The sequence below is a fragment of the Phycicoccus sonneratiae genome (assembly GCF_016887965.1).
GTDB lineage: Bacteria > Actinomycetota > Actinomycetes > Actinomycetales > Dermatophilaceae > Phycicoccus > Phycicoccus sonneratiae.
This window is the reverse complement of the sequence record NZ_JAFDVD010000003.1, coordinates 337371-359134: the sequence shown is the minus strand read 5'-3', so window position 1 is coordinate 359134 and position 21764 is coordinate 337371. Positions and strand designations below refer to the sequence as shown.

Sequence of the window (21764 nt, the reverse complement as noted above, 5' to 3'; positions counted from 1 at the left end):
CCGCGGCCTCAGAGCTCGACGGTGCGGTTGTCGGCGGGGAACTCGTCGGGGTCGTCGCGCCGGATCGCCCGGACCATGCCCAGGGCCTGCTTGACCCGGCTCGTGGCGGCGTCCCAGTACTCGGCGGTGTCGCCGTGGACCTTGACCAGGGCCAGGCCGGGAGTCTCCAGCCCGTCCGGGAACCAGGTCTCGAGCGGCTTGGCCCACAGCTCCTCGGCCTTGGCCCGGTCGTGGACCACCTCGGCCGTCCCGCTGATGGACGTCCACTCGCTCTTGCGGTCGTTCGAGAAGGACACGTTGACGCTGGGGTTCGCCCGGATCTGCGCCACCTTGTCCGAGGCCTCGTCGACGAAGAACCACAGGTCTCCGTCGAACTCGGTCTCCTGCACGGCCATCGGCCTGCTGACGTGGTCGCCGCCGGAGGTCATCGTCGTGAGCATCGCCGACTGGGCGCGTCCCACGAGCTCGACCACCGTGGCCCGGTCGTCCTGGTCCTGTGCCATGGTCACTCCGCTCGTCGCGGCGCACCCGGCCGGCGCGCCTCGTCCCGGAGGCCTACCCCGTCGGCCGACCGGGCAACCCCCGCCTCAGTGGGCGACGGGGGCCGGAGCCTCGCCGTCGGCGTTCTGCGGCAGGCGGTTCGGCAGCATCGCCGCGAGGACGACCACCCCGACGGCCAGCACCGCCGCGACCCCGAAGGCCGCCCGGACGCCGCCGGCGTACGCGGCCGCCTCCCCGGCCCCGTCGGCCGCGAGCTGCGCCGAGCGCCACGAGAGGACGGTCACCGTGAGGGCGGTGCCGACCGCCGCGGCCACCTGCTGCACCGTGCCGAGGAGCGAGCTGCCGTGCGGGTACAGGTGCGGCGGCAGGGCGCCGAGGCCGAGCGTGAAGGCAGGGGTGAAGAGCGCCGCGAGGCTGACCATGAGGAGCACCTGCACCCCGAGGATCAGCGCGTACGGCGTCACCTCGTCGATGAAGGCGAGCGTCGCGAGCGACACGAGCACCCCGACCGACCCGGGCACGACGAGCGGACGGGCGCCGACGCGGTCGAAGACCCGGCCGACGACCGGTCCGAGCAGGCCCATCGCGAGACCACCCGGCGCGACGAGCAGGCCGGTCTGGAGCGGGGTGAGCCCGCGCAGGTCCTGGAGGTAGAGCGGCAGGAGGATCATCGCGCCGAGCATCGTGAGGAAGGCGACCGACTGCATGGCCAGCGACACCGAGAACACCCGGTGGGTCAGGGCCCGCAGGTCGAGCAGCGGCTCGGACCGGCGGGTGAGCGAGCGCTGGCGCAGGACGAAAGCCACGACGACGGCCACACCGCCGAGCACCCAGCCGAGCGCGGGGACGGCACCGGGGTGCTCCTCGCCGATCCGGCTCAGGCCGTAGACGAGCCCGCCGAAGCCGAGGGCGGACAGCACGACGCTCGCCCAGTCGACGGTCCCCGTGCGGGGCTCGCCGACGTTCTCGAGCCGGCGCAGGCCGAGCGCGGTGACGACGGCGGCCACCGGGAGGACGAGGCCGAACAGCCAGCGCCAGCCGGCCGCGGCGAGCACGACGCCGGACAGGGCCGGACCGAGCGCCGGCGCCACGGAGATGGCGAGCGTGACGTTGCCCATGACCCGGCCGCGGTCGCGCTCGTGGACGACGGTCATCAACGTCGTCATGAGCAGCGGCATCATCACGGCGGTGCCGGCGGCCTGGACGACCCGCCCGCCGACGAGGACGGGGAAGGTCGGCGCCAGCGCGCAGACGAGGGTGCCGGCACCGAACACGGACATCGCCACGGTGAAGGCCGCCCGCGTCGTCACCCGCTGGAGGAACCAGCCGGTGACCGGGATGACGACGGCCATCGTCAGCATGAAGGCCGTCGAGAGCCACTGTGCCGCACGGGCGGTGACGTCGAACTCGGCCATGAGGCGCGGGATCGCGTTGACCATGACCGTCTCGTTGAGGATGACGGTGAAGGTCGCCAGCACCAGCCAGCGCAGGACGGGGTAGGAGCCCGGCGCCTCGGGGGCGGCGGGCCCGGTGGAGGGCGCGGTGGTGGTGTCGGTGGTCGTCATGGTGGGATCGACCCGACGGTACGGTGGAACTCATCGTCGGCGCGCGATCATTTTCGCCGCCGGTCCGGGACGGTGGGGGTGAGGCGCCACGAGGGTGGCGCGGGAGGACCCGCACGATGGCGATGGGAGACGATGTGGAGGCCGACCTGACGCCTCGCCGTGGTCGACTCGCCTGGCTCGTCCCGGCCGCCTTCGCGCTGTCCGCGGCCACGCTGGTCCTCACGCTGCCGTCGCTGTTCGACGCGCCGGAGCAGTGGCACCGGGGGCTGGCCGCCGCGTCCGGGGGACTGTCCGTGCTCCTCGGGATCGTCATGGTCCGGGTCAGCACCCGACGGCGCGACCTCCGCCGCTGAGGGGACCCGACGGTACGGTGGACCTCTTCGTCGCTCGGCGATGATTTCCGGCATCGCAGCCGGTCCGTACGGGTGAGGCACCACGAGGGTGCCGGGAGGAGGACCCCGATGACGTCCACGCACGCGGGCGCGCAGGCCGTGCCCGACCAGGACTTCGACGACGCCGTCGCGCGCTACCGTCGCGAGCTGCTCGCCCACTGCTACCGGATGACCGGGTCGCCCTCCGAGGCCGAGGACCTCGTCCAGGAGGTCTACCTGCGGGCCTGGCGCGCGTACGGCTCCTTCGAGGGGCGCTCCTCGCTGCGCACCTGGCTGCACCGCATCGCCCACAACGTCTGCCTCACCGCGCTCGAGGGCAAGGACCGCCGGCCGCTGCCGTCCGGGCTCGGCACCGCCTCCTCCGAAGGCGGCGACCCGCTCGACGAGCGCACCGAGGTGCCGTGGCTCGGGCCGATGCCCGACGCCGCGCTGCTCGGCACCGCCGACCCCGCCGACGTCGTCGCCGAGCGCGACACCCTGCGGCTGGCCTTCGTCGCCGCCCTGCAGCACCTGCCGGCCCGCCAGCGGGCCGTCCTCGTCCTGCGCGACGTCCTCCGCTGGAGCGCCGCCGAGGTCGCCGAGGCCACCGGCGCGTCGGTCGCGTCGGTCAACAGCGCGCTGCAGCGGGCGCGGGCCACCATCGAGCAGGTCGCGCCGACGCCGGACGGTGCCTCCGGCTCCGACCTGAGCGACGAGCAGCGGGCCCTGCTCGACCGGTACGTCGATGCGTTCTGGCGCAAGGACGTCGACGCCATCACCAAGCTCTTCACCGAGGACGCCGTCTGGGAGATGCCGCCGTTCGCCGGCTGGTACCAGGGGCCGCGCACGATCGCCGAGCTCGTCGACACCCAGTGCCCCGGCGGCTCGTACGACATGCCGATGGTCCCGACGACGTGCAACGGCCAGCCCGCCTTCGGCCTCTACATGCGCGAGGAGGGCGAGGACGGCGCCGACGTCTTCACGCCCTTCCAGCTCCAGGTCCTCGAGCTCGACGGCGACCACGTCAAGCACGCCGTCGTCTTCTTCGACCCCGAGTACTTCGCGCTGGCCGGCCTCCCGGCCCGCCTCACCGCCGACGACGTCCCCGCCCGACCGGGGGAGTGAGCGTGGGTCCCGCGGACACTCGTCCCGGGGTCGACCTCGAGCTGCTGGAGCGGTCCCTCGCCTGGACCCGCGGTGCCCTCGCCGGGGTCGCCGGGTCCGAGGCGGGGCGACCGACCCCCTGCGCGGGGTGGACGCTCGCCGACCTGCTCGTCCACATGGTCGACTCCCTCGAGGTGGTCACCGAGCTCTCGCTCGGCCGGGTCGCGCTCGCCGGGCCGCCGCCGACGTCGCGGCGCCCGGAGGTGCTCGCCGAGCACCTGCGCCTCCTCGGCTGCGCCCTGCTCGACGGCTGGCTGCGCGAGGACCGGCCGCAGGAGGTGGCGGTCGGCAGCTCGCTGCTCGACGCCGACGTCGCCGTCGAGGTCGGTGCCCTCGAGATCGCCGTGCACGGCTGGGACGTCGCCCGGGCCCGGGGGCTCGAGGCGCCGTTCCCCCCGCTCCTCGCCGCGGCCCTCCTGCCGGTCGCGGTGCGCCGGGTGCCGGTCCACGGCCGGGGGAGGCGCTTCGCCCCGCCCGTGCGCCCGTCCGGAACCGGCCCCGCGTCGCTGCTGCTCGCCCACCTCGGCCGGTCGTGAGCGTCAGGGGCGGGCGGCGCGCAGGCGCACCCGCTCGCCGGGCCGGAGCTGGGCGGCGCGGTCGGCGGACCCCTCGGTGAGCACCGCGACGACGGGGTAGCCGCCGGTCACCGGGTGGTCGGCGAGCACGACGACGGGCTCGCCACCGGGCGGCAGCTGCACCGCGCCGCGGACCATCCCCTCGCTCGGCAGCTCGGCGTCGCGGAAGGCCTCGGCGCGCTCGACCGCCGGCCCGTCGACCGGCGCGAGCCGCACGCCGACCCGGTCGCTGTCGGCGCCCACCGTCCAGCCGGGCCCGGTCAGGACGTCGGTCCCGCCGACCCACGCGGCGCGCGGGCCGGGCAGGAGGTCGAGGACGGCCGGCCCGGCCTCCGGTGCGGACGGCGGGGCGGCGTCGACGACCGGGAACGCGCGCGGCGCCGGGCCGACGGGGAGGACGTCGCCGGGGGCCACCGGCGGTGGGCCGACCCCGGACAGGGTGTCCGTCGAGCGCGACCCGAGCACCGGCTCGACCGCGAGGCCACCGCGCACGGCGAGGTAGGTGCGCAGGCCGGACGCCGGGGTGCCGAGGGAGAGCTCGGCCCCGTCGGGCAGGTGGACCACCCCCCGGTGCGCGACCGCCCGGCCGTCGACGCGGGCCGGTGCCGGCGCCCCGGCGAGTGCGACGGTCAGCGCGCCCCGCGCCCGGACGACGAGCCCGCCGAGCAGCACCTCGAGCACCGCCGGGTGGTCGTCGTGGCCCACGAGCCGGCAGGCCAGGCGGTAGGCGGACCGGTCGGCGGCGCCCGAGCGGCCCACCCCGACCGATGCCCAGCCGGGGCGCCCCGCATCCTCGAGCAGCGCGAGCGGACCGGTGCGGACCACCTCGAGCGCCGGGCTCACCCCGACCCCCCGGCGTCGACGAAGCGGACGACGGATCCCGGACGCAGGAGCGCCGGCGGGTCGCGCCGCTCGTCCCAGAGCACGACGTCGGTGCGGCCGAGCAGCTGCCAGCCGCCCGGGGACGAGCGCGGGTAGACGCCGGAGAACTCGCCGGCCAGCCCGACCGACCCCGCGGGCACCGACGCCCGCGGGGAGGACCGCCGGGGCACGCGCAGCCGGGGGTCACCGCCGACGAGGTAGGCGAACCCCGGCGCGAAACCCCCGAAGGCCACGCGCCACCCGGTGCCGGTGTGCGCGGCGACGACCTCGGCCACGGAGAGGCCGGTGCGGTCGGCCACCTCGTCGAGGTCCTCCCCGTCGTAGCGCACCGGCACGGTGACGACCTCGCCCTCGCTCGGCGGCGGCGCCGACCCGTCGAGCGAGGCGGCCACGCCCCGCACGGCCTCCCCGAGGGCGGCGGGGTCTGCGGGGTCGGACCCGTCGGTCGTCAGCAGGACGGTCCGGGCCGCCGGGACGACGTCGGTGACCCGCGCCCAGACGCCCTCGCCGGTGAGCACGCGCGGGCGCAGCGCGGCCTCGAGCACGAGGACGGCCGCGAGGTCCGCGACCTCGACGAGCACCGCGTGCCCGCCCATCGGCAGCACCTCGACGGGCAGCCCGCCGCTCACCGGTGGGTGAAGGCGTGGACGGCCGCCCCGGCCCCGCGCAGGGCCTCGCGGACGGCGGTGGCGACGGCGACCGCGCCCGGGGTGTCCCCGTGCACGCAGACCGACCGGGGCGCGACGGCCACCTCGGAGCCGTCGACGGCCGTCACCACCCCGTCGCGGACCATCCGCACCACCCGCTCGGCGACGACCTCGGGGTCGGTGACGAGCGCCCCCGGCTGCGACCGCGGCACGAGGTGCCCGTGGGCGTCGTAACCGCGGTCGGCGAAGGCCTCGGCGACGGTCCCGAGGCCCTCGGCGGCGGCGATCCGCAGCAGGGCCGACCCGGGGAGGCCGATGACCGGCAGGGCGGGGTCGTAGGCGAGGACGGCCTCGACGACGGCCCGCGCCTGCCCCTCGTCGGTGACGGCGGTGTTGTACAGGGCGCCGTGCGGCTTGAGGTAGCGGACCCGGGTGCCGGCGACGCGGCACATCGCCTCGAGCGCGCCGAGCTGGTAGAGCACGTCGGCCGTGAGGTCGTCGGGGGCGACGTCCATCCGGCGCCGCCCGAAGCCGGCGAGGTCCCGGTACCCGACCTGGGCGCCGACCGCCACTCCCCCCGCCGCCGCGCGGGCCACGGTGCGCCGCAGCGTCGTCGGGTCACCGGCGTGGAACCCGCACGCGACGTTGGCGCTCGTCACGACCCGGAGCATCGCGTCGTCGTCGCCGAGCACCCACGCGCCGAACGACTCGCCGAGGTCGGCGTTGAGGTCGATGACGAGGGCCACGGCCCCGACGCTACCGGTGTCCGCCGGGGTCGGGACCGACCCCAACGGATCCCCAAGGCCCACGGGTCACCCTGCCGGGACGACGCAGCAGGGGCGTCGGGGAGGCAGGTCGTGATGATGCGTGACGCCGTGGGGCAGGGGCGAGGAGTGCCGGCACGAGGGGGCCGGGGGCGCTCGGACCTGCCCCGGCGCGCGCTCGCCGTGGTGGTCGCCGCGGTGACGCTCGGGGTCGGCACGCCACCGGCCCAGGCCGCCTCGAGCGGGGCGACCGTCGGGGCCGGGTTCACGGTGACCCGGGGCGACCTGGCGTTCATCCTCAAGCAGGTCAGGATCGCCGAGCGGCACACCACGACCCTCACGCCGGCCGACCCGTGCGGCACGCTGCTCAACCGGCCCGGCGACGGCATCCCGGACGTCGAGCAGGTTCCCGACATCCTCACCGCGTACGGCCTGCGCACGGTCGACGGCTCGTGCAACAACCTCAAGAGCGCGGCCACCTTCCGGGTCGCCTCGGCCGACGAGCTGTTCCCGCGCCTCACGACCCCCGTCTTCCGCGACGCCGACCCGATCACCCCGAGCCTGCCCGTCGGCGCCCCGGGCCCGACGAGCTACAGCCAGCGGACGGGCGCCGTCGTCGACGCCGAGCCGCGGGTCGTCAGCAACCTCGTCGCCGACCAGACGATGACCAACCCGGCGGCCGTCGCCGCGGCCGGTCACCCGGTGCGCTCGCAGGGCCAGAGCGCGTCGGCGGTCCCGTGCACCACCGACCCCGACCCCTCGACGGACCCGCCCGTCGTCGCCGACCCGCCGGGCTGCACCCCGAGCCACCAGACGCTGTTCATCCCGAACATCACGACCGACGTCGGCCTCTCGCCGCCGTACAACAGCCTCTTCACGTTCTTCGGCCAGTTCTTCGACCACGGCATCGACCAGACCGTCAAGGGCGGCGCCTCGGTGTTCGTCCCGCTGAGGGCCGACGACCCGCTCGTCACCGTCGGGCCGGACGGACGGGCCGGCACGGGGGACGAGGTGCCGCCCTCGCGACGCTTCATGGTGCTGACCCGCGCCCGCAACCAGAAGGGCCCGGACGGCGTCCTCGGCACGTCCGACGACGTCCGGGAGGCGGCGAACACCGACACCCCGTGGATCGACCAGAGCCAGACCTACACCTCGCACGCGTCGCACCAGGTCTTCCTCCGCGAGTACGGCCCGGCCACCGGCCCGGTCGGGGCGACCCGGCCCGCGGCGGTCGCGACCGGTCGCCTCCTCGACGGCCTGCCCGCCGGGGCCACCTACGCCGGCTCGCCCGACATGACCGGCGGCGAGTCGTCGTGGGCCGCGGTCAGGCGCCAGTCCCGCGAGCTGCTCGGCCTCGCGCTGACCGACAAGGACGCCCTCGACGTCCCGATGCTCGCCGTCGACCCCTACGGCAACTACCTCCCGGGGCCGGCGCGCGGCCTCCCGCAGTACGTCACCGCGGGCGGTCTCGTCGAGGGCGACACCACGAACCCGGTGCCGGTCCCGGCCGACGTCGCGCACTTCGACACCCCGTTCCTCACGGACATCGCGCACGCCGCGGACCCCTCGCCGGTCGACACGGACCACGACGGCGCGCCGGACACCTGGCCGACGCCCGACGCGGACGCCGTCGTGACCACCGGCCCCCTCGCCGCGGGCACGTACGACGACGAGCTGCTCGCGTCGCACGCCGCCTGCGGCGACGGGCGGTGCAACGAGAACATCGCGCTCACCGCGGTGCACCAGGTCTTCCACTCCGAGCACAACCGGCTCGTCGACGAGATCCGCACCTCGCTCGAGGAGGACACCAGCACCGCCGGCCGGGCCGCCCTCGCGCAGTGGCAGGCGGTGGGCGTCGCCGGGGCGGGAGGCACGGGGTCGTGGACCTACGGCCAGCGCCTCTTCCAGGCCGCCCGTTTCATCGCCGAGATGGAGTACCAGCACCTCGTCTTCGAGGAGTTCGGCCGCAAGGTGCAGCCGGCCATCCGCCCCTTCCACGTCTACTCACCGGACGTCGACCCGGCCGTCACCGCCGAGTTCGCGCACGCCGTCTACCGCTTCGGGCACTCGATGCTCGACGAGACGGTCTCGCGGCACGTCGTCGCGCCCGACGGCACGCGCACCGACGCCTCGCTGCCGCTCCTCGACGCCTTCCTGTCGCCGCCGACCCTCTACGACGGGGGCCCGGCCGGGACGCTCACGGCGGCCGAAGGCGCCGGGGCGGTCGTCATGGGGTCCTCGGACCAGACCGGCAACGAGATCGACGAGTTCGTCACCGAGACGCTGCGCAACAACCTCCTCGGCCTGCCGCTGGACCTCGCGACCCTCAACATCGCCCGGGCGCGGGACGCCGGCGTGCCGCCACTCAACGAGGTGCGCCGCCAGCTCTTCGCGCGGACCCACGACGCGGCGCTGACCCCGTACGAGAGCTGGAGCGACCTCGGCCAGCACCTCAAGCACCCCGAGACCCTCGTCAACCTCGTGGCCGCCTACGGCCGCCACCCGTCGGTGGTGTCCGCGACGACCACCGCGGCCCGCCGTGGCGCCGCGCGGGCGATCGTCGACCCGCGTCCCTCGGACACCGCCCCGGCCGACGCCGCCGACTTCATGTACGGCACCGGCGACTGGGCCGGCACGTCGGGAGGCGTGACGACCACCGGCGTCGACGACGTCGACCTGTGGGTCGGCGGGCTCGCCGAGGCGACGAACCTGGGCGGCGGCATGCTCGGCAGCACGTTCAACCACGTCTTCCAGCGTCAGATGGAGGACCTCCAGGACCACGACCGCCTCTACTACCTGGCCCGCACGCCGGGCATGAACCTGCGCACCCAGCTCGAGGGGAACTCCTTCTCCGAGATCATCATGCGCAACACCTCCGGTACCCGGACGCTCAAGGCCGACGCCTTCGCGCGAGCCGACTGCAAGTTCGACCTGGCGAACCTCGAGGGCACCCCGGCCGGCTGGGCGGCGAGCGGGGCCACGGTCGCCGACGACCCGACCTCGGACTGCGACGAGGGCAGGCTCCTCCTGCGCCGCCCGGACGGCACCATCCAGTACCGCGCGACGAACACCGTCGACCCGCCCGGCCTCAACGGCCAGGCCGTGTACGACGGCACCGCCGGTACCGACCGGGTCGCGGGCGGCGTCGACGACGACACCGTGTGGGGCGGCGCGGGCGACGACGTCGTCGAGGGCGGCGGCGGTGACGACGTGGTCCTCGGCGGTCCCGGCGACGACCGCATCACCGACCTCGACGGCGCCGACGTGCCGAAGGGCGGGCCGGGCGACGACGCGATCGACGCCGGGCCGGGCAACGACATCGTCCACGGGAACGACGGCAACGACCTCCTCAACGGCGGCGCGAACGACAACGAGGTCTTCGCCGGCCCCGGCGACGACCTCGTCATCGCCGGCCAGGGCGCCGACGTCGTCTTCGGCGGCGGCGGTGACGACTGGATCCAGGGCGGCACCGGCCAGGACCTCCTCCAGGGCGACCACGGGGCCCCGTTCTTCGACGACCCGGCCGAGACGGCCCCCGGCAACGACGTCTTCGTCGGCCAGGTCGGGGAGAACGACTACGACGCCGAGGGTGGTGACGACGTCATGGCCCAGAACGCCACGATCGACCGCAACGCCGGTGCGGCAGGCTTCGACTGGGCCATCCACCAGTACGACACCGTCGCCGCCGACGACGACCTGATGATCAACAACAACCTCGGCGGCCTGCCCATCCAGGTGGTGACCAACCGGGACCGGTGGGCCGAGACCGAGGCGGTCTCGGGCGGCCCGCTCAACGACCGGATCAAGGGCACGAGCAACGCCCTGGCCTTCCCGCGCCTCGTCGGCGGTGGTGGCTTCTCCGGCTGCGACGCGGTCGACGAGGACGGTCTCGCGCGGATCGAGGGGCTCGCCGCGGTCCTCCCTCCGGTGGCGACCTGGGTCGGCACCGCCGAGGAGACGGCCGCGCTCTCGGCGAGCGGCCGCTGCCCCCTCACCGGCCGGGTGTGGGGCGAGGGCGACGTGCTGCTGGGCGGCGGCGGCAGCGACACCGTCACCGGTCGTGCCGGCGACGACGTCATCGACGGCGACAAGGAGCTGCGGGTGGCCCTCAGCGTCCGCACCGACCCGGCCGACCCCGCCACCGAGCTCGGGACGACCGACCTCCTCGAGAACGCCGCCCGCACCGGGTCCTTCGGGCCCGGGACCGCGGGGATGACCCTGCAGGCGGCGGTCTTCCGGGGCCTCGTCGACCCGGGGCACGTCGTGGTCGTGCGCCGGATCACGACCCCGGCGACGCCGGTCGCCGACTGCGGCACCGCAGTGCCGCTCAACTGCGACGTCGCGACCTACGTCGGCCCGAGGAGCCAGTACGTCATCACGCCGAACGCCGACGGCAGCCTCGGCGTGCGCGACACGACGAGCGGGCCCCCGGCGGTCGGCGGGGCCACCCGCGGTGACGGCACGGACCGCCTGCGCAACATCGAGGCCCTGCAGTTCAGCGACCAGCGCGTCCTCGTCCGCACCCCGGCGGCACCGGCCACGGTCACCGCCACCGCCGGCACCAGCCGCAACGCGACCGTGTCGTGGACCGCCCCGCCCGCCGGCACGGGTGCGTCGTACACGAGCTACACGCTCGTCGTGCGGGCCGACGGCGCCGAGGTCGGCCGGGTCACCGGCATCGGCACGGGCATCCGCGCGCGGGTGGTCACCGGGCTCGTCGCGGGACGGTCCTACACCTTCGCCGTCCTCGCCGTGAACCTCTTCGGGGACGGTGCGGAGAGGACCTCGGGCGCCGTGACGGTGGTCGGTCCGCCGCTGCCGCCGACCGCCCTCGTCGCGGTCCGTGGGAACGGGTCGGCGGTGCTCGCGTGGACCCCGGGGGACACCGGGGGCCTGCCGCTCACCGGCTACCAGCTGCAGGTGCGCACCGGCACGACGGTCGTCGAGACCCGCTCGCTGTCCGGGGCGCCGACGAACACCACGGTGACCGGGCTGACGGTCGGGACGGGGTACTCGTTCCGGCTCCAGGCCGTCAACGCCCTGGGGACCAGCACCCTCTCCGCGGCGTCGAACACCGTCGTCCCCGTCGGGGTGCCCGGGGCGCCGACGATGCTCGCTCCGGCCCAGGGCCCGGCCGGCGGTGCGCTGACCGCCGTCGCGAGCTGGTCGGCCCCGTCCTCGACCGGCGGGTCGCCGATCACCGGGTACCGGGTCACCGCGCTGCGGATGGACACCGACGGCGTGACTCCCGTCGGGGCGCCGACGACCGTGGTCGTGGGTGCCGCCGTCCGGACCCGATCGTTCACCCTGCCGGCGGGCTCGTACCGCTTCGAGGTGGTCGCCCTCAACGCGAACGGGGAGGGACCGGCGTCACAGCGCTCGACGCCGGTCGCCCCACGCTGAGACCGTCCGTCGGCGTCCCGGGACCCTGCGGCCTGCTACCCCGCCCCGGGGCGCCGGCGGACCTACCCTGAAGGGGTGAGCGCCACCGAGCACCCCCTCGCCACCGCCAAGTACGCCTCCCTGACGACCTTCCGCCGCACCGGCGTGCCGGTGTCGAGCCCGGTGTGGGTCGCGCCCGCCGTCGACGGCAGCGACCACCTCGTCGTCATCACCGTCGACGCCACCGGCAAGGTGAAGCGGCTGAACCACACCCGCCGTGTCGAGCTGCGCCCGTGCGACATGCGGGGCCGGGTGGCCGACGACGCCCCGACCTACCGAGGCGAGGGCGTCGTGGTCCGGTCGCCCGCGGAGGTCGCCGGCGTCCGCGCGGCCGTCGTCGCCAAGTACGGTCTGCCGGCGCGCCTCTCGGACCTCGTCGACAAGGTCACCAGCACCGTGGGGATCCGTCGGCAGCCGCGGGCGGGCATCGTCCTCACGGTCGACCGGGAGCCCGTGGCCTGACGGCCCCCGGACGCACGAACGCCGCCCGGCGGGGCCGGACGGCGGTCGTGGGTGCGCCTCGCGGCGCGGGGTACGGCTGGTCAGCCGATGACGGTGATGTTCGCCGCCTGCGGGCCCTTCTGGCCCTGCGTGGTCTCGTACTCGACCTTGGCGTTCTCGTCGAGCGAGCGGTACCCGCTGGAGTTGATCGCCGAGTAGTGGGCGAAGACGTCGGCGGAGCCGTCGTCGGGGGCGATGAAGCCGAAGCCCTTCTCGGCGTTGAACCACTTCACGGTGCCAGTAGCCATGGGGAGGCCTTTCTCTGAGCGAGGACCCACCGCCTCTCGGCGGGCCCGGCGTCGGTGATGCCTTGGTGTACCTCTGCTCAGAAACTGCTCGACCCCGGCGGGACCGTTCAACCACTTCACAACGGACAGCTCACTAACGGGCACGATGCTACCCGGCGTCGGCCGCCCCGGCCGCACGGAGGGTCAGGCCGACACGAGGCGCCCCAGCGCCAGCCGCGCGAACGGGGCGTAGGCGAGCGCCACCGGCCACAGCCCGTGGACGACGACCCAGGCGGTGCTGCCCTCGCCGGCCACGTCGACGCCGTGGTCGAGGCGCACCCGTACCGGGCCCGAGCGCACGCTCCACGACCAGGTGCGCGCCGCGTGGTCGACCGCGTCGACCCGGAAGACGGCGACGACCCCGGCAAGACCGGTGACCCGTCCGCCCGTGCCGGCCTCGACGACCGGGTGCGGGTAGTCGACCTCGCGGACCTGCGGCGACCACGAGGGCCAGCGCCGGGGCTCGGTGAACCGCGCCCACGCGTGCTCGGCCGGCAGGGGCCCGGTGGCCGAGAGGCGGATCGAGCCGTCGAAGGATGGCACGCGCCCATCATCGTCCACGGCCCGCGCGCCTAGGGTCGGGGGATGGCACGGAGTCGGCGGCTGAGGGTGGTCTTCCCGCACCAGCTGTTCGAGTCGCTGCTCGACGAGCCCTCGGGAACGCGCTTCGTGCTCGTCGAGGACGACCTGCTGTTCCGCCAGCAGCCGTTCCACGCCCAGAAGCTCGTCCTGCACCGGGCGTCGATGCGTCTCTTCGCGGACCGGTTGCGCGAGAAGGATTTCGACGTCGACGTCATCGAGACCTCGGCACGCCGGAAGACGAGGACGCGCCTCGCGGAGCACCTCGCCGACGCGCGGCCGGACGAGGTGCGCCTCCACGACGTCGTCGACGACTGGCTGCTGCGGGACGTGCGCGGGGCGTTCGGCGAGGCGAAGGTCGACCTGGCGCCCGAGGACGTCGAGGAGAGCCCGAACTTCCTCACGACCCGGCCCGAGCTGACCGAGTGGTTCGGGGGCCACCGCGCCCGGATGCAGACCTTCTACCAGTGGCAGCGGCAGCGGTTCGACGTCCTCGTCGAGGGCCCGGCACACGACCGGCCGGTCGGTGGGCGCTGGTCCTTCGACACCGAGAACCGCAAGAAGCTGCCGAAGGGCCACGAGGTGCCCGACCGCGGCTCGCCGGAGCGGTGCCCCGAGGTCGAGGAGGCCATCGCCTGGGTCGGCGAGGAGTTCCCCGACGCGCCGGGGCGCGCGGACACCTTCGACTGGCCGGTGACGCACGAACAGGCCCGGGAGGGGTTGCGCGAGTTCGTCGCCGAGCGGCTGGCGCAGTTCGGCCCGTACGAGGACGCCGTCTCGACGCAGCACCCGTTCGTCTTCCACGCGGCCATCACCCCGGCCCTCAACTGCGGGCTGCTCGACCCGCGCGAGGTGCTCCGGGCGGTCCTCGAGGGCGCCGACGAGCAGGGCGTCGACCTGCCGTCGCTCGAGGGGTTCGTCCGCCAGCTCATCGGCTGGCGCGAGTACATGCGCGCGACCTACCACCTCTACGGCCGGCGGATGCGCACCTCGAACCACTTGCGGCACACCCGGTCCCTGGCGCCGGGCTGGTGGGACGCGAGCACCGGCCTCGACCCCGTCGACCACGTCGTCTCGGGCGTGCTCGAGCGCGGCTACGCCCACCACATCGAGCGGCTCATGGTGCTCGGCAACGCGATGTGCCTGCTGCGCACCAACCCCACCGAGGTCTACGAGTGGTTCATGGCCTTCTTCGTCGACGCCTACGACTGGGTCATGGTGCCGAACGTCTACGCGATGTCGCAGTTCGCCGCCGGCACGGGCATCACGACCAAGCCCTACGTCTCCGGCAGCAACTACCTGCGGAAGATGTCCGACGTCGGGCCGGGCGACTGGCGCGAGGACTGGGACGCCCTCTACTGGGGCTTCGTCGACCACCACCGCGAGGTCTTCGAGGGCAACGTCCGGGCCCGGATGGTCACCCGGACCTGGGACGGGATGGACGAGGACCGCCGCGAGGAGCTGCTCCGGCGCAGCCGGACGGTCGTCCGTCGCCTCTGACCGGCCGGGCCCGTCAGGGGCCGCGCAGCGCGGACGAGGTGGCGTCGAGGACGTCGGTCAGCGAGTGCTCGTCGGGAGCAGCGGCCCACTGCCGCAGGGCGACCCGCCAGATCCCGACCGCCTGCTCGGCAGCCAGCCGCGCGGCGAGGGCATCGACGCCGTCGTCGGTGAGCGTGGCCGCCACGGCGTCGACGATCTGCGCCTGCCGGTAGAGGTCGCGTCCGGCGAGGACGGGCACCGACGGGATGACGCGGGCCCCGAGGAGGATGCGCTCCGGCTCCTCGAGGACGATGTCGGCGAGCCGGTGCACGGCCGCCAGCGCGGCCGGGGCGGCGCCGACGCCGGCCGCCCGCGCGCCCCGCACGGCCTCCACGAGCAGGGCCAGCAGGCCGGTGTTGTCGGGGAAGAAGGCGTCGCACTTGTCGGGGAAGTGCCGGTAGAAGGTCCGCTCGGTGACGCCGGCGGCCGTGGCGATCTGCGCGACGGTCGTGGCGTCGTAGCCCTGCTCGGCGCTGAGCACCATCGCGGCACGCTCCAGCCGTCCCCGCGCGTCCGGTGCCCAGCGACCCATGCGGCCAGTATAGGTGATGACAGTTTCTGACATCGTGGTGTACGGTCGTTGATGTCACAACCTGTCATCACTGAGGAGATCCCCATGCACGTCTTCGTCACCGGCGCCTCCGGATGGGTCGCCTCCGCCGTCGTCCCCGAGCTGCTCGCCGCCGGCCACACCGTCTCCGGGCTGGCCCGCTCCGACGCCTCCGCGGCGGTCGTCGAGGGCCGCGGCGCCACCGTCGTCCGCGGCACCCTCGACGACCACGACCTCCTGCGCGAGCAGGCCGACCGGGCCGACGGCGTCGTCCACCTCGCCTTCCCGCACGAGGACATGGGCGACCTCGCGGCCGCCGGTGCCCGTGAGGGGGAGGCGGTGGCCGCGATGGTCGCTGGCCTCGACGGCACCGGGAAGCCCGTCGTCGCGGCCTCGGGCACCCCGATGGGCCAGGGCCGCCCCAGCACCGAGGAGGACTCGCTGGCCGTCGGGCCGGTGGCGGTCCGCGGCGAGAACGAGCAGCGGCTCCTCGCCGGCGCCGCCCGCGGCTTCCGGCCCTCCGCCGTGCGCCTGCCCCGCTCGGTTCACGGCGAGGGCGACGCGCACGGGTTCGTCGCCCAGCTTTCCTCGATGTTCCGCGAGGCGGGCACGGCGATGTACGTCGGCGACGGCACGAACCGCTGGTGCGCGGTGCACGTCCGCGACGCCGCGCGCCTCTTCCGGCTCGCGCTGGAGTCGGCCCCGGCCGGTGCGGCGCTGCACGCGGTGGGTGACGAGGGCGTCGCCGTCAAGGACATCGCCGAGGCCCTCGCCGCCCGGCTCGACCTGCCGGTCGTCGGGGACGTCGAGCCCGAGCGGCTCGGCTTCTTCGGGATGATGCAGACGCTCGACCACGCGACGACGGCCGAGCGGACCCGCGCGCTGATGTCCTGGGCGCCGACGCAGCCGACCCTCCTCGAGGACATCTCCGCCGGGCACTACGACCGCTGACCCCCGGTGGCGACGGGAACAGCCCGGTCGCCGTCGGAGTTGCCCCGCAGGGAACCGACCTGACCTCGACGACGGGAGACCCGGTGCCGGACACCGACGCCACGACCACCGACACCTCCGCCCCCCGCGCGCAGATCGGGGTCACCGGCCTCGCGGTCATGGGGCGCAACCTCGCCCGCAACCTGGCCCGGAACGGGTTCCGTGTCGCGGTGCACAACCGCACGACGAGCAAGGCGGAGGCGCTCGTCGACGAGTTCGGCGACGAGGGCGACCTCACCCTCGCCCGCTCGCTCGAGGACCTCGTCGGCGCGCTCGAGCGGCCGCGGCGGATCATCGTCATGGTCAAGGCCGGTGAGGGCACCGACGCCGTCCTCGACGAGCTCGCGCCGCTGCTCGACGAGGGCGACGTCGTCGCCGACGCGGGCAACGCGCACTTCCACGACACGATGCGCCGCCACGAGGCGCTGGCGCGCAAGGGGATCCGCTTCGCCGGGGTCGGCGTCTCGGGCGGCGAGGTCGGCGCCCTCGAGGGGCCGTCGATCATGCCGGGTTGCGACGGCGACACCTACGCCGAGATCGGGCCCTTCCTCGAGGTGATCAGTGCGCACGTCGACGACGAGCCGTGCTGCACCCTCATCGGGCCCGACGGGTCGGGGCACTTCGTGAAGATGGTGCACAACGGCATCGAGTACGCCGACATGCAGCTCATCGGCGAGAGCGTCGACCTGCTGCGCCGGCTGGTGCACCTCGAACCCGCCGACGTGGCCGAGGTCGTCCGGGGCTGGAACGACACCGAGCTCGAGTCCTACCTCGTCGAGATCACCGCCGAGGTCCTCGCGCACACCGACGCCGAGACCGGGCGGCCGTTCGTCGACGTCGTCCGGGACGCGGCCGAGCAGAAGGGGACCGGCCGCTGGACCGTGCAGACCGCCCTCGACCTCGGGGTCCCGGTCACCGCCATCGCCGAGGCGACGATGGCCCGCGCGGTCTCCGGTGACACCACCCGCCGGGACGCCGTCCGCGAGGCGCTCGCCGCACCCGAGGAGGACCCTGCCGTCGCCGACGACCCGGGCCTGGACCCCGACGACCTGAGGGCGGCGCTCTACGCGGCCAAGGTCGTCGCGTACGCGCAGGGCCTCGACATGGTCCGCGCCGGCTCGGCCGAGCACGGGTGGGACGTCGAGCTCGCCGACCTCCCGCGCATCTGGCGCGACGGCTGCATCATCCGGGCCCGGCTGCTCGCCGACATCACCGACGCGCTCGAGGAGCACCCCGACGCCCCGAGCCTGCTCGCCACCCCGGACTTCGCGGCCGCCGTGACCGAGCGGCTGCCCGCGCTGCGGCGGGTCGTGGCCGCCGGGGTCGCGGCCGGTGTGCCGCTGCCGGTGTTCTCCTCGGTGCTCGCCTACCTCGACGCGCTGCGGGCCGAGCGCCTGCCGGCGGCGCTCGTCCAGGGCCTGCGCGACTACTTCGGCGCGCACACCTACGAGCGGGTCGACCGCGAGGGGACGTTCCACACGCCGTGGGCCGGCGACCGCGTCGAGGTCGACGCCGGCTGAGCACCGACGGGCCGTGCCGTGTGGCGCGGACGCCGGGCGGGTACCCCTCACACCACCAGCACCACAGATCGACGAAGGAGCACCGATGACCCGCCACGAGAACGGCACCGCCCACGTCAAGGAGCTCGTCGAGGACCAGCGCACGGCGATGCTCACCACGGTGCACACCGAGTCGGGCGCCCTGACGTCGCGACCGATGACGCTGCAGGAGGTCGACGACGACGGGACCTTCTGGTTCCTCGCCCTCGCCGACAGCGCGCCGGCCCACGAGATCGAGGCCCACTCCCGGGTCAACGTCGCCTTCACGAAGGAGGGGGCGTGGGTGTCGGTCGCCGGCACGGCGGAGGTCCGTCGCGACCCCGCCAAGGCGCGCGAGCTCTGGAACGAGTTCGCGAAGACGTGGTTCCAGAAGGAGCCGGAGGACCCGGAGGTCGCCGTCATCCGCATCGACGGAGAGACCGCGCAGTACTGGGACAGCCCCGGCCGGGTCGCGACGGTCGTCGAGATGGTCAGGGCCCGGGTCACCGGCGAGCAGCCCGAGCCCGGGGAGAGCCACACCGTCGACCTCTGACCGCGGGGCTCACCCCGGCTGCGGCCACCGCGGCACGGTGAGGTCGTCCGCGATGCGGTCGGCCGATCCCGGGTGCGCCGACAGCCGCCCCGTGCTCCACACGAAGTAGTCGTGCAGCTCGGTGCGCAGCGGGTCGGTGGTGAGGCCGACGTCCGTCATCGCGACGTCGAAGCAGGCGATGCAGGCGCGGTCCAGCTCGGCGTGCTCGCCCTCGCCGGCGTGCATCCGGCTGACGTGGGCCTCGTCGCCCATCCCGTCCGTGTAGGCGGGCGGTCCGCCGAGGGCCTCGCCCCAGTAGGCGGCGAGCCGCTCGACGTGCTCGGGGTGGCCCGGGTGCTCGAACGGGTGCGCGGCGACGGGGTCGGCGAGGCAGCGCGCGTGCCACGCGTGCGACAGCGCGAGCATCCCCTCGGCGCCCCCGGCCTGCTCGTAGAGGGTCGTCATCCCGCGATGGTCCTCCCCGCCGCTCCGCGCGGCAAGGGTCGGGACCGGCGAGGGTCTGGTCGCTGTCGGCGCACCGGCGTAGCGTCACCAGGCGTCAGCGACGACGGACGCAGGGAGACCACCATGGCCAGCCAGCTCAACCCCTACCTCAACTTCGACGGCACGGCCCGCGAGGCGATGACCTTCTACCAGCAGGTCCTCGGCGGGCAGCTCGACATCATGACCTTCGGGCAGTACGGCATGGAGGGCGACGGCGCCGACGGCGTGATGCACGCCTACCTGGCCACCGACGACGGCTTCGTGCTCATGGGCTCCGACATGCCCCCGGGCCAGGAGGGCGGCGGCACGGCCGCCTCCAACGTCCACGTGTCGCTGAGCGGCGACGACGAGAAGCTGCGGGGCTACTGGGAGGGCCTCGCGGAGGGCGCCACGGTGACCATGCCGCTCGAGAAGCAGATGTGGGGCGACGAGTTCGGCGCCCTCACCGACCGCTACGGCATCTCGTGGATGGTCAACATCGGCACCGGCGAGGGCACCCAGGGCTGAGTCGGGCTGCGGCTCAGGCGGTCCCGGCCTCGCGCTCGAGGTCGGCGAGGGCCTCTCCGGTGTGCACGGCGAGGCGCTGCAGGTGCGGCAGCGCCTCGCGGTCGCCGATGAAGCCGAGGTTCAGCGTGCCCGCGTAGGACTGGGCCGTGATGTTCAGCGCCATCGAGTGCCCGGGGATCGACACCGGGTAGGTGGCGTCGAGCCGGGCCCCGCGCCAGTAGAGCGGCTTGGTCGGCCCCGGCACGTTCGAGATGCAGACGTTGAGGGTCAGCGGACCGGGCAGCGGCAGGCCGCTCATCGCCCGGGCCACCTGGAGCCCGGCCGGGGCGAGGAGCAGGGCGCTGTAGGCGATGACCGCGTCGCCGCCCATCCCGCGCATCCGGCCCTTGGCCGCCCGCGACGAGGAGGTGATGGCCGCGAGCCGGGCGAGCGGGTCCTCGATGTCCGTCGCGAGCGAGACGAGCGTCGCCCCGACGTAGTTGCCGCCGCCCTCGCTCTCGGGGGCGCGGACGTTGACGGGCACGAAGGCCACGAGCGGCCGGTCGGGGAGGGCCTCGAGGCCGTCGAGGAAGCGCCGCAGCCCGCCCGCGCAGATCGCCATGAGGACGTCGTTGAGGGTGGCGTTCCGGGCGCGGGCGACGGCCCGCAGCCGCTCGAGGTCGTACTGCTGGGTGGCGAACCGGCGCGAGCGCCCGGTCGGGCCGTTGAGGATGCTCATCGGCGCCTGGTACGAGGTGACCGCCCGCGTCGAGGTCTGCCCGCGGCGCAGCTGGGTCTCGACGAGGGTGCGCGCGACCGCCGGCAGCGAGGTCACCGACGCCGAGACGCTGCGCAGGATCGAGGCGACGTCGCCGACCGGTTCGCGGGACTCGCCCTCGGGCCGGGGCCGGCGCGCGAGGCCGAGGAAGTGTGGATGGGTGCGGTCGGCCGGGTCCTCCGAGAGGCCGCGCTGGAGGATCCGCGCGCCCGTGTACCCGTCGACGAGGCTGTGGTGGATCTTCGTGTAGACGGCGAACCGGCCCGGCCCGACGCCCTCGATGAAGGTCATCTCCCACGGCGGGCGACGGAAGTCGAGCTGGTTGGAGTGCAGCCGCGAGACGAGCACGCCGAGCTCTCGTTCGCCGCCCCGGGCGGGTAGTGCCGAGTGGCGCACGTGGTAGTCGATGTCGAACCGCTCGTCCTCGACCCAGCGGTGCACCGGCTGGCGCATGACCCGTCGGGTCTGCAGGCGCAGGGTCCACGGCAGCTCGACCGCGCTCGAGCGGACGTCGGCGACGAGGTCGCGCAGGAAGCCGTCGTCCTCGCCCTCGGGGTAGGAGAAGTGCAGCAGCGACCCGACGTGCATCAGTGTCTCGGGGGTCTCCCCGATGAGGAAGATGGCGTCGAGCGGACTGGCCCAGCGCGTGCGCGCCACGCCGCTCAGACCGCCTCGTCGTGCGGCGTCGGGGTGCCCCCGGCGTAGGGCGCCCAGGTGTCCTCGGGCTGCGCGAGCCGGTCGGCGATGACGTGCAGCGTCTCGAGCTGGTGCCCGTACCCGAGGTGCGTGGCCGAGACCTCGACGTTCTCGGTGCGCGGCGCCGGGTCGGCGACGCAGCACTGCCACGCGACGATGCCGTCGGCGCGCGAGTAGATGCTCGTCGTGGGGACGGGGAGCGGCTGGGCGCGCAGTGCGAGCGCCTCCTCGGTGAACATCAGGTCGAGGTTGTGGCGGTTCATCACCCGGTACATCGCCCAGGCCCGCGTGGCGGCCGGGTGGTGGCGGAACGGGCTGCCGAGGGTGATGACGCCGCGCGTGTAGTCGGGCAGCGCGCGGGCCATTTCGCGGGCGTAGACCCCGCCCGCGCTCCAGCCGACGAGGCTGACCCGGCGCCCGTAGCGGTCGTGGACCTCAAGGAGGAGCTCCTCGAGGCGCTCGGCGAGCTCGGGGCTCGCGCCGAGGTTGCGGCCCTGGCGCCAGTCGTGGACGCGGTAGCCCAGCCGGCGCAGGTGCTGGCGGAGGAAGACGGTGGACTCCGGGCCGGCGAGGAAGCCCGGGAGGACGACCACCGGGTGCCCGTCGCCCGTCGGCCAGCCCGCGACGTTACGGGTGCGGACCGCCGAGGTCGCCAGCTCGAGGGCCGCGCGCCACTCGCGCCGGGCCATCCACAGCGTCGGTGCGCTGGGGCCGGGCGGCACGGGGTCGAGCCGGGGCACGGGGCCTCCCTCGGTCGGGCGGACGCCACGACTCCGGTGACCCGGCTCGCGACGCTGCGGTGGGCAGAGGGCCAGTGTCCCAGAACCTGCCTCGTCAGGGGAGGGTCCGGACGGGTCCGTGTCGCACGTCTCT

Annotated in this window: 21 protein-coding genes; 10 read left to right on the top strand and 11 right to left on the bottom strand. The window is 74.7% G+C overall.

The features are described 5' to 3' along the window. Nucleotides 1-8: 8 nt before the first annotated feature. Both JQN70_RS02460 and JQN70_RS02455 read right to left on the bottom strand, forming a co-directional pair. Nucleotides 9-503, bottom strand: a complete 495-nt coding sequence (locus JQN70_RS02460; RefSeq protein ID WP_204129711.1) for a pyridoxamine 5'-phosphate oxidase family protein — start codon at nucleotides 501-503, stop codon at nucleotides 9-11. Between the two features lie 84 nt (nucleotides 504-587). After that, a complete protein-coding gene (locus JQN70_RS02455; RefSeq protein ID WP_204129710.1) occupies nucleotides 588-2066 on the bottom strand; it encodes an MDR family MFS transporter in 1479 nt (492 codons plus the stop codon). Between the two features lie 122 nt (nucleotides 2067-2188). Between JQN70_RS02455 and JQN70_RS02450 the strand changes: the two genes are divergently transcribed. From JQN70_RS02450 to JQN70_RS02440, 3 genes are all read left to right on the top strand, one after another. Next, nucleotides 2189-2419: a hypothetical protein gene (locus tag JQN70_RS02450; protein ID WP_204129709.1), complete on the top strand. Its 231-nt coding sequence runs from the start codon at nucleotides 2189-2191 to the stop codon at nucleotides 2417-2419. A gap of 108 nt (nucleotides 2420-2527) precedes the next feature. Further along, the gene (locus JQN70_RS02445; protein WP_204129708.1) at nucleotides 2528-3562 is read left to right on the top strand and encodes a sigma-70 family RNA polymerase sigma factor; all 1035 of its coding nucleotides are present in this window, start codon (nucleotides 2528-2530) and stop codon (nucleotides 3560-3562) included. A 2-nt stretch (nucleotides 3563-3564) separates the two neighbouring features. After that, nucleotides 3565-4137, top strand: coding sequence for a maleylpyruvate isomerase family mycothiol-dependent enzyme (locus JQN70_RS02440; RefSeq protein ID WP_204129707.1), 573 nt, complete (start codon nucleotides 3565-3567; stop codon nucleotides 4135-4137). A gap of 3 nt (nucleotides 4138-4140) precedes the next feature. Here the strand turns inward: JQN70_RS02440 and JQN70_RS02435 are convergent, their stop codons facing one another. Genes JQN70_RS02435 through JQN70_RS02425 form a run of 3 tightly spaced genes read right to left on the bottom strand, consistent with a single transcriptional unit; the run spans nucleotide 4141 to nucleotide 6451 of the window. Further along, nucleotides 4141-5019, bottom strand: coding sequence for a 5-oxoprolinase subunit C family protein (locus JQN70_RS02435; protein WP_204129706.1), 879 nt, complete (start codon nucleotides 5017-5019; stop codon nucleotides 4141-4143). Continuing rightward, nucleotides 5016-5687: a 5-oxoprolinase subunit B family protein gene (locus tag JQN70_RS02430; protein ID WP_307835773.1), complete on the bottom strand. Its 672-nt coding sequence runs from the start codon at nucleotides 5685-5687 to the stop codon at nucleotides 5016-5018. Before JQN70_RS02430 ends, JQN70_RS02435 begins: the two co-directional genes overlap by 4 nt. After that, a complete protein-coding gene (locus tag JQN70_RS02425; RefSeq protein ID WP_204129705.1) occupies nucleotides 5684-6451 on the bottom strand; it encodes a LamB/YcsF family protein in 768 nt (255 codons plus the stop codon). Before JQN70_RS02425 ends, JQN70_RS02430 begins: the two co-directional genes overlap by 4 nt. Nucleotides 6452-6598: 147 nt before the next feature. Between JQN70_RS02425 and JQN70_RS02420 the strand changes: the two genes are divergently transcribed. Further along, entirely contained in the window at nucleotides 6599-11872 is a 5274-nt protein-coding gene (locus JQN70_RS02420) for a peroxidase family protein (RefSeq protein WP_307835772.1), read from the top strand. Nucleotides 11873-11947: 75 nt separating this feature from the next. Beyond that, nucleotides 11948-12373, top strand: coding sequence for a PPOX class F420-dependent oxidoreductase (locus JQN70_RS02415; RefSeq protein WP_204129703.1), 426 nt, complete (start codon nucleotides 11948-11950; stop codon nucleotides 12371-12373). A gap of 80 nt (nucleotides 12374-12453) precedes the next feature. On the opposite strand, the gene JQN70_RS02410 is transcribed toward JQN70_RS02415, so the two are convergent. Beyond that, nucleotides 12454-12660, bottom strand: a complete 207-nt coding sequence (locus JQN70_RS02410) for a cold-shock protein (RefSeq protein ID WP_166123762.1) — start codon at nucleotides 12658-12660, stop codon at nucleotides 12454-12456. A 183-nt stretch (nucleotides 12661-12843) separates the two neighbouring features. Beyond that, on the bottom strand, nucleotides 12844-13242 hold the full coding sequence (locus tag JQN70_RS02405; RefSeq protein WP_204129702.1) for an SRPBCC family protein: 399 nt from the start codon (nucleotides 13240-13242) through the stop codon (nucleotides 12844-12846). A 42-nt stretch (nucleotides 13243-13284) separates the two neighbouring features. Here JQN70_RS02405 and JQN70_RS02400 point away from each other — a divergent pair, with 42 nt between their 5' ends. Then, entirely contained in the window at nucleotides 13285-14778 is a 1494-nt protein-coding gene (locus JQN70_RS02400) for a cryptochrome/photolyase family protein (RefSeq protein ID WP_204129701.1), read from the top strand. A gap of 13 nt (nucleotides 14779-14791) precedes the next feature. Here the strand turns inward: JQN70_RS02400 and JQN70_RS02395 are convergent, their stop codons facing one another. Beyond that, entirely contained in the window at nucleotides 14792-15349 is a 558-nt protein-coding gene (locus JQN70_RS02395) for a TetR/AcrR family transcriptional regulator (RefSeq protein ID WP_204129700.1), read from the bottom strand. A gap of 84 nt (nucleotides 15350-15433) precedes the next feature. On the opposite strand from JQN70_RS02395, the gene JQN70_RS02390 reads away from it, so the two are divergent. The 3 genes from JQN70_RS02390 (at nucleotide 15434) to JQN70_RS02380 (ending at nucleotide 18448) form a co-directional block, all read left to right on the top strand. Beyond that, nucleotides 15434-16318, top strand: a complete 885-nt coding sequence (locus JQN70_RS02390; protein ID WP_204129699.1) for an SDR family oxidoreductase — start codon at nucleotides 15434-15436, stop codon at nucleotides 16316-16318. Nucleotides 16319-16401: 83 nt separating this feature from the next. After that, nucleotides 16402-17877: an NADP-dependent phosphogluconate dehydrogenase gene (gene gnd, locus JQN70_RS02385; RefSeq protein ID WP_307835771.1), complete on the top strand. Its 1476-nt coding sequence runs from the start codon at nucleotides 16402-16404 to the stop codon at nucleotides 17875-17877. 85 nt (nucleotides 17878-17962) lie between these two features. Continuing rightward, a complete protein-coding gene (locus tag JQN70_RS02380) occupies nucleotides 17963-18448 on the top strand; it encodes a pyridoxamine 5'-phosphate oxidase family protein (protein WP_204129698.1) in 486 nt (161 codons plus the stop codon). 9 nt (nucleotides 18449-18457) lie between these two features. Here the strand turns inward: JQN70_RS02380 and JQN70_RS02375 are convergent, their stop codons facing one another. Next, nucleotides 18458-18892 carry a globin domain-containing protein gene (locus JQN70_RS02375; protein ID WP_204129697.1) on the bottom strand — a complete coding sequence of 145 codons (435 nt, stop codon included), beginning with the start codon at nucleotides 18890-18892 and terminating at the stop codon, nucleotides 18458-18460. Nucleotides 18893-19015: 123 nt separating this feature from the next. On the opposite strand from JQN70_RS02375, the gene JQN70_RS02370 reads away from it, so the two are divergent. Further along, nucleotides 19016-19438 carry a VOC family protein gene (locus JQN70_RS02370; protein WP_204129696.1) on the top strand — a complete coding sequence of 141 codons (423 nt, stop codon included), beginning with the start codon at nucleotides 19016-19018 and terminating at the stop codon, nucleotides 19436-19438. A 13-nt stretch (nucleotides 19439-19451) separates the two neighbouring features. Here JQN70_RS02370 and JQN70_RS02365 read toward each other — a convergent pair whose 3' ends face one another. Beyond that, complete coding sequence (locus tag JQN70_RS02365; RefSeq protein WP_204129695.1) at nucleotides 19452-20852, bottom strand: WS/DGAT/MGAT family O-acyltransferase; 1401 nt, start codon at nucleotides 20850-20852, stop codon at nucleotides 19452-19454. Nucleotides 20853-20857: 5 nt separating this feature from the next. Then, on the bottom strand, nucleotides 20858-21631 hold the full coding sequence (locus tag JQN70_RS02360) for an esterase/lipase family protein (protein ID WP_204129694.1): 774 nt from the start codon (nucleotides 21629-21631) through the stop codon (nucleotides 20858-20860). Between the last annotated feature and the right edge of the window lie 133 nt (nucleotides 21632-21764).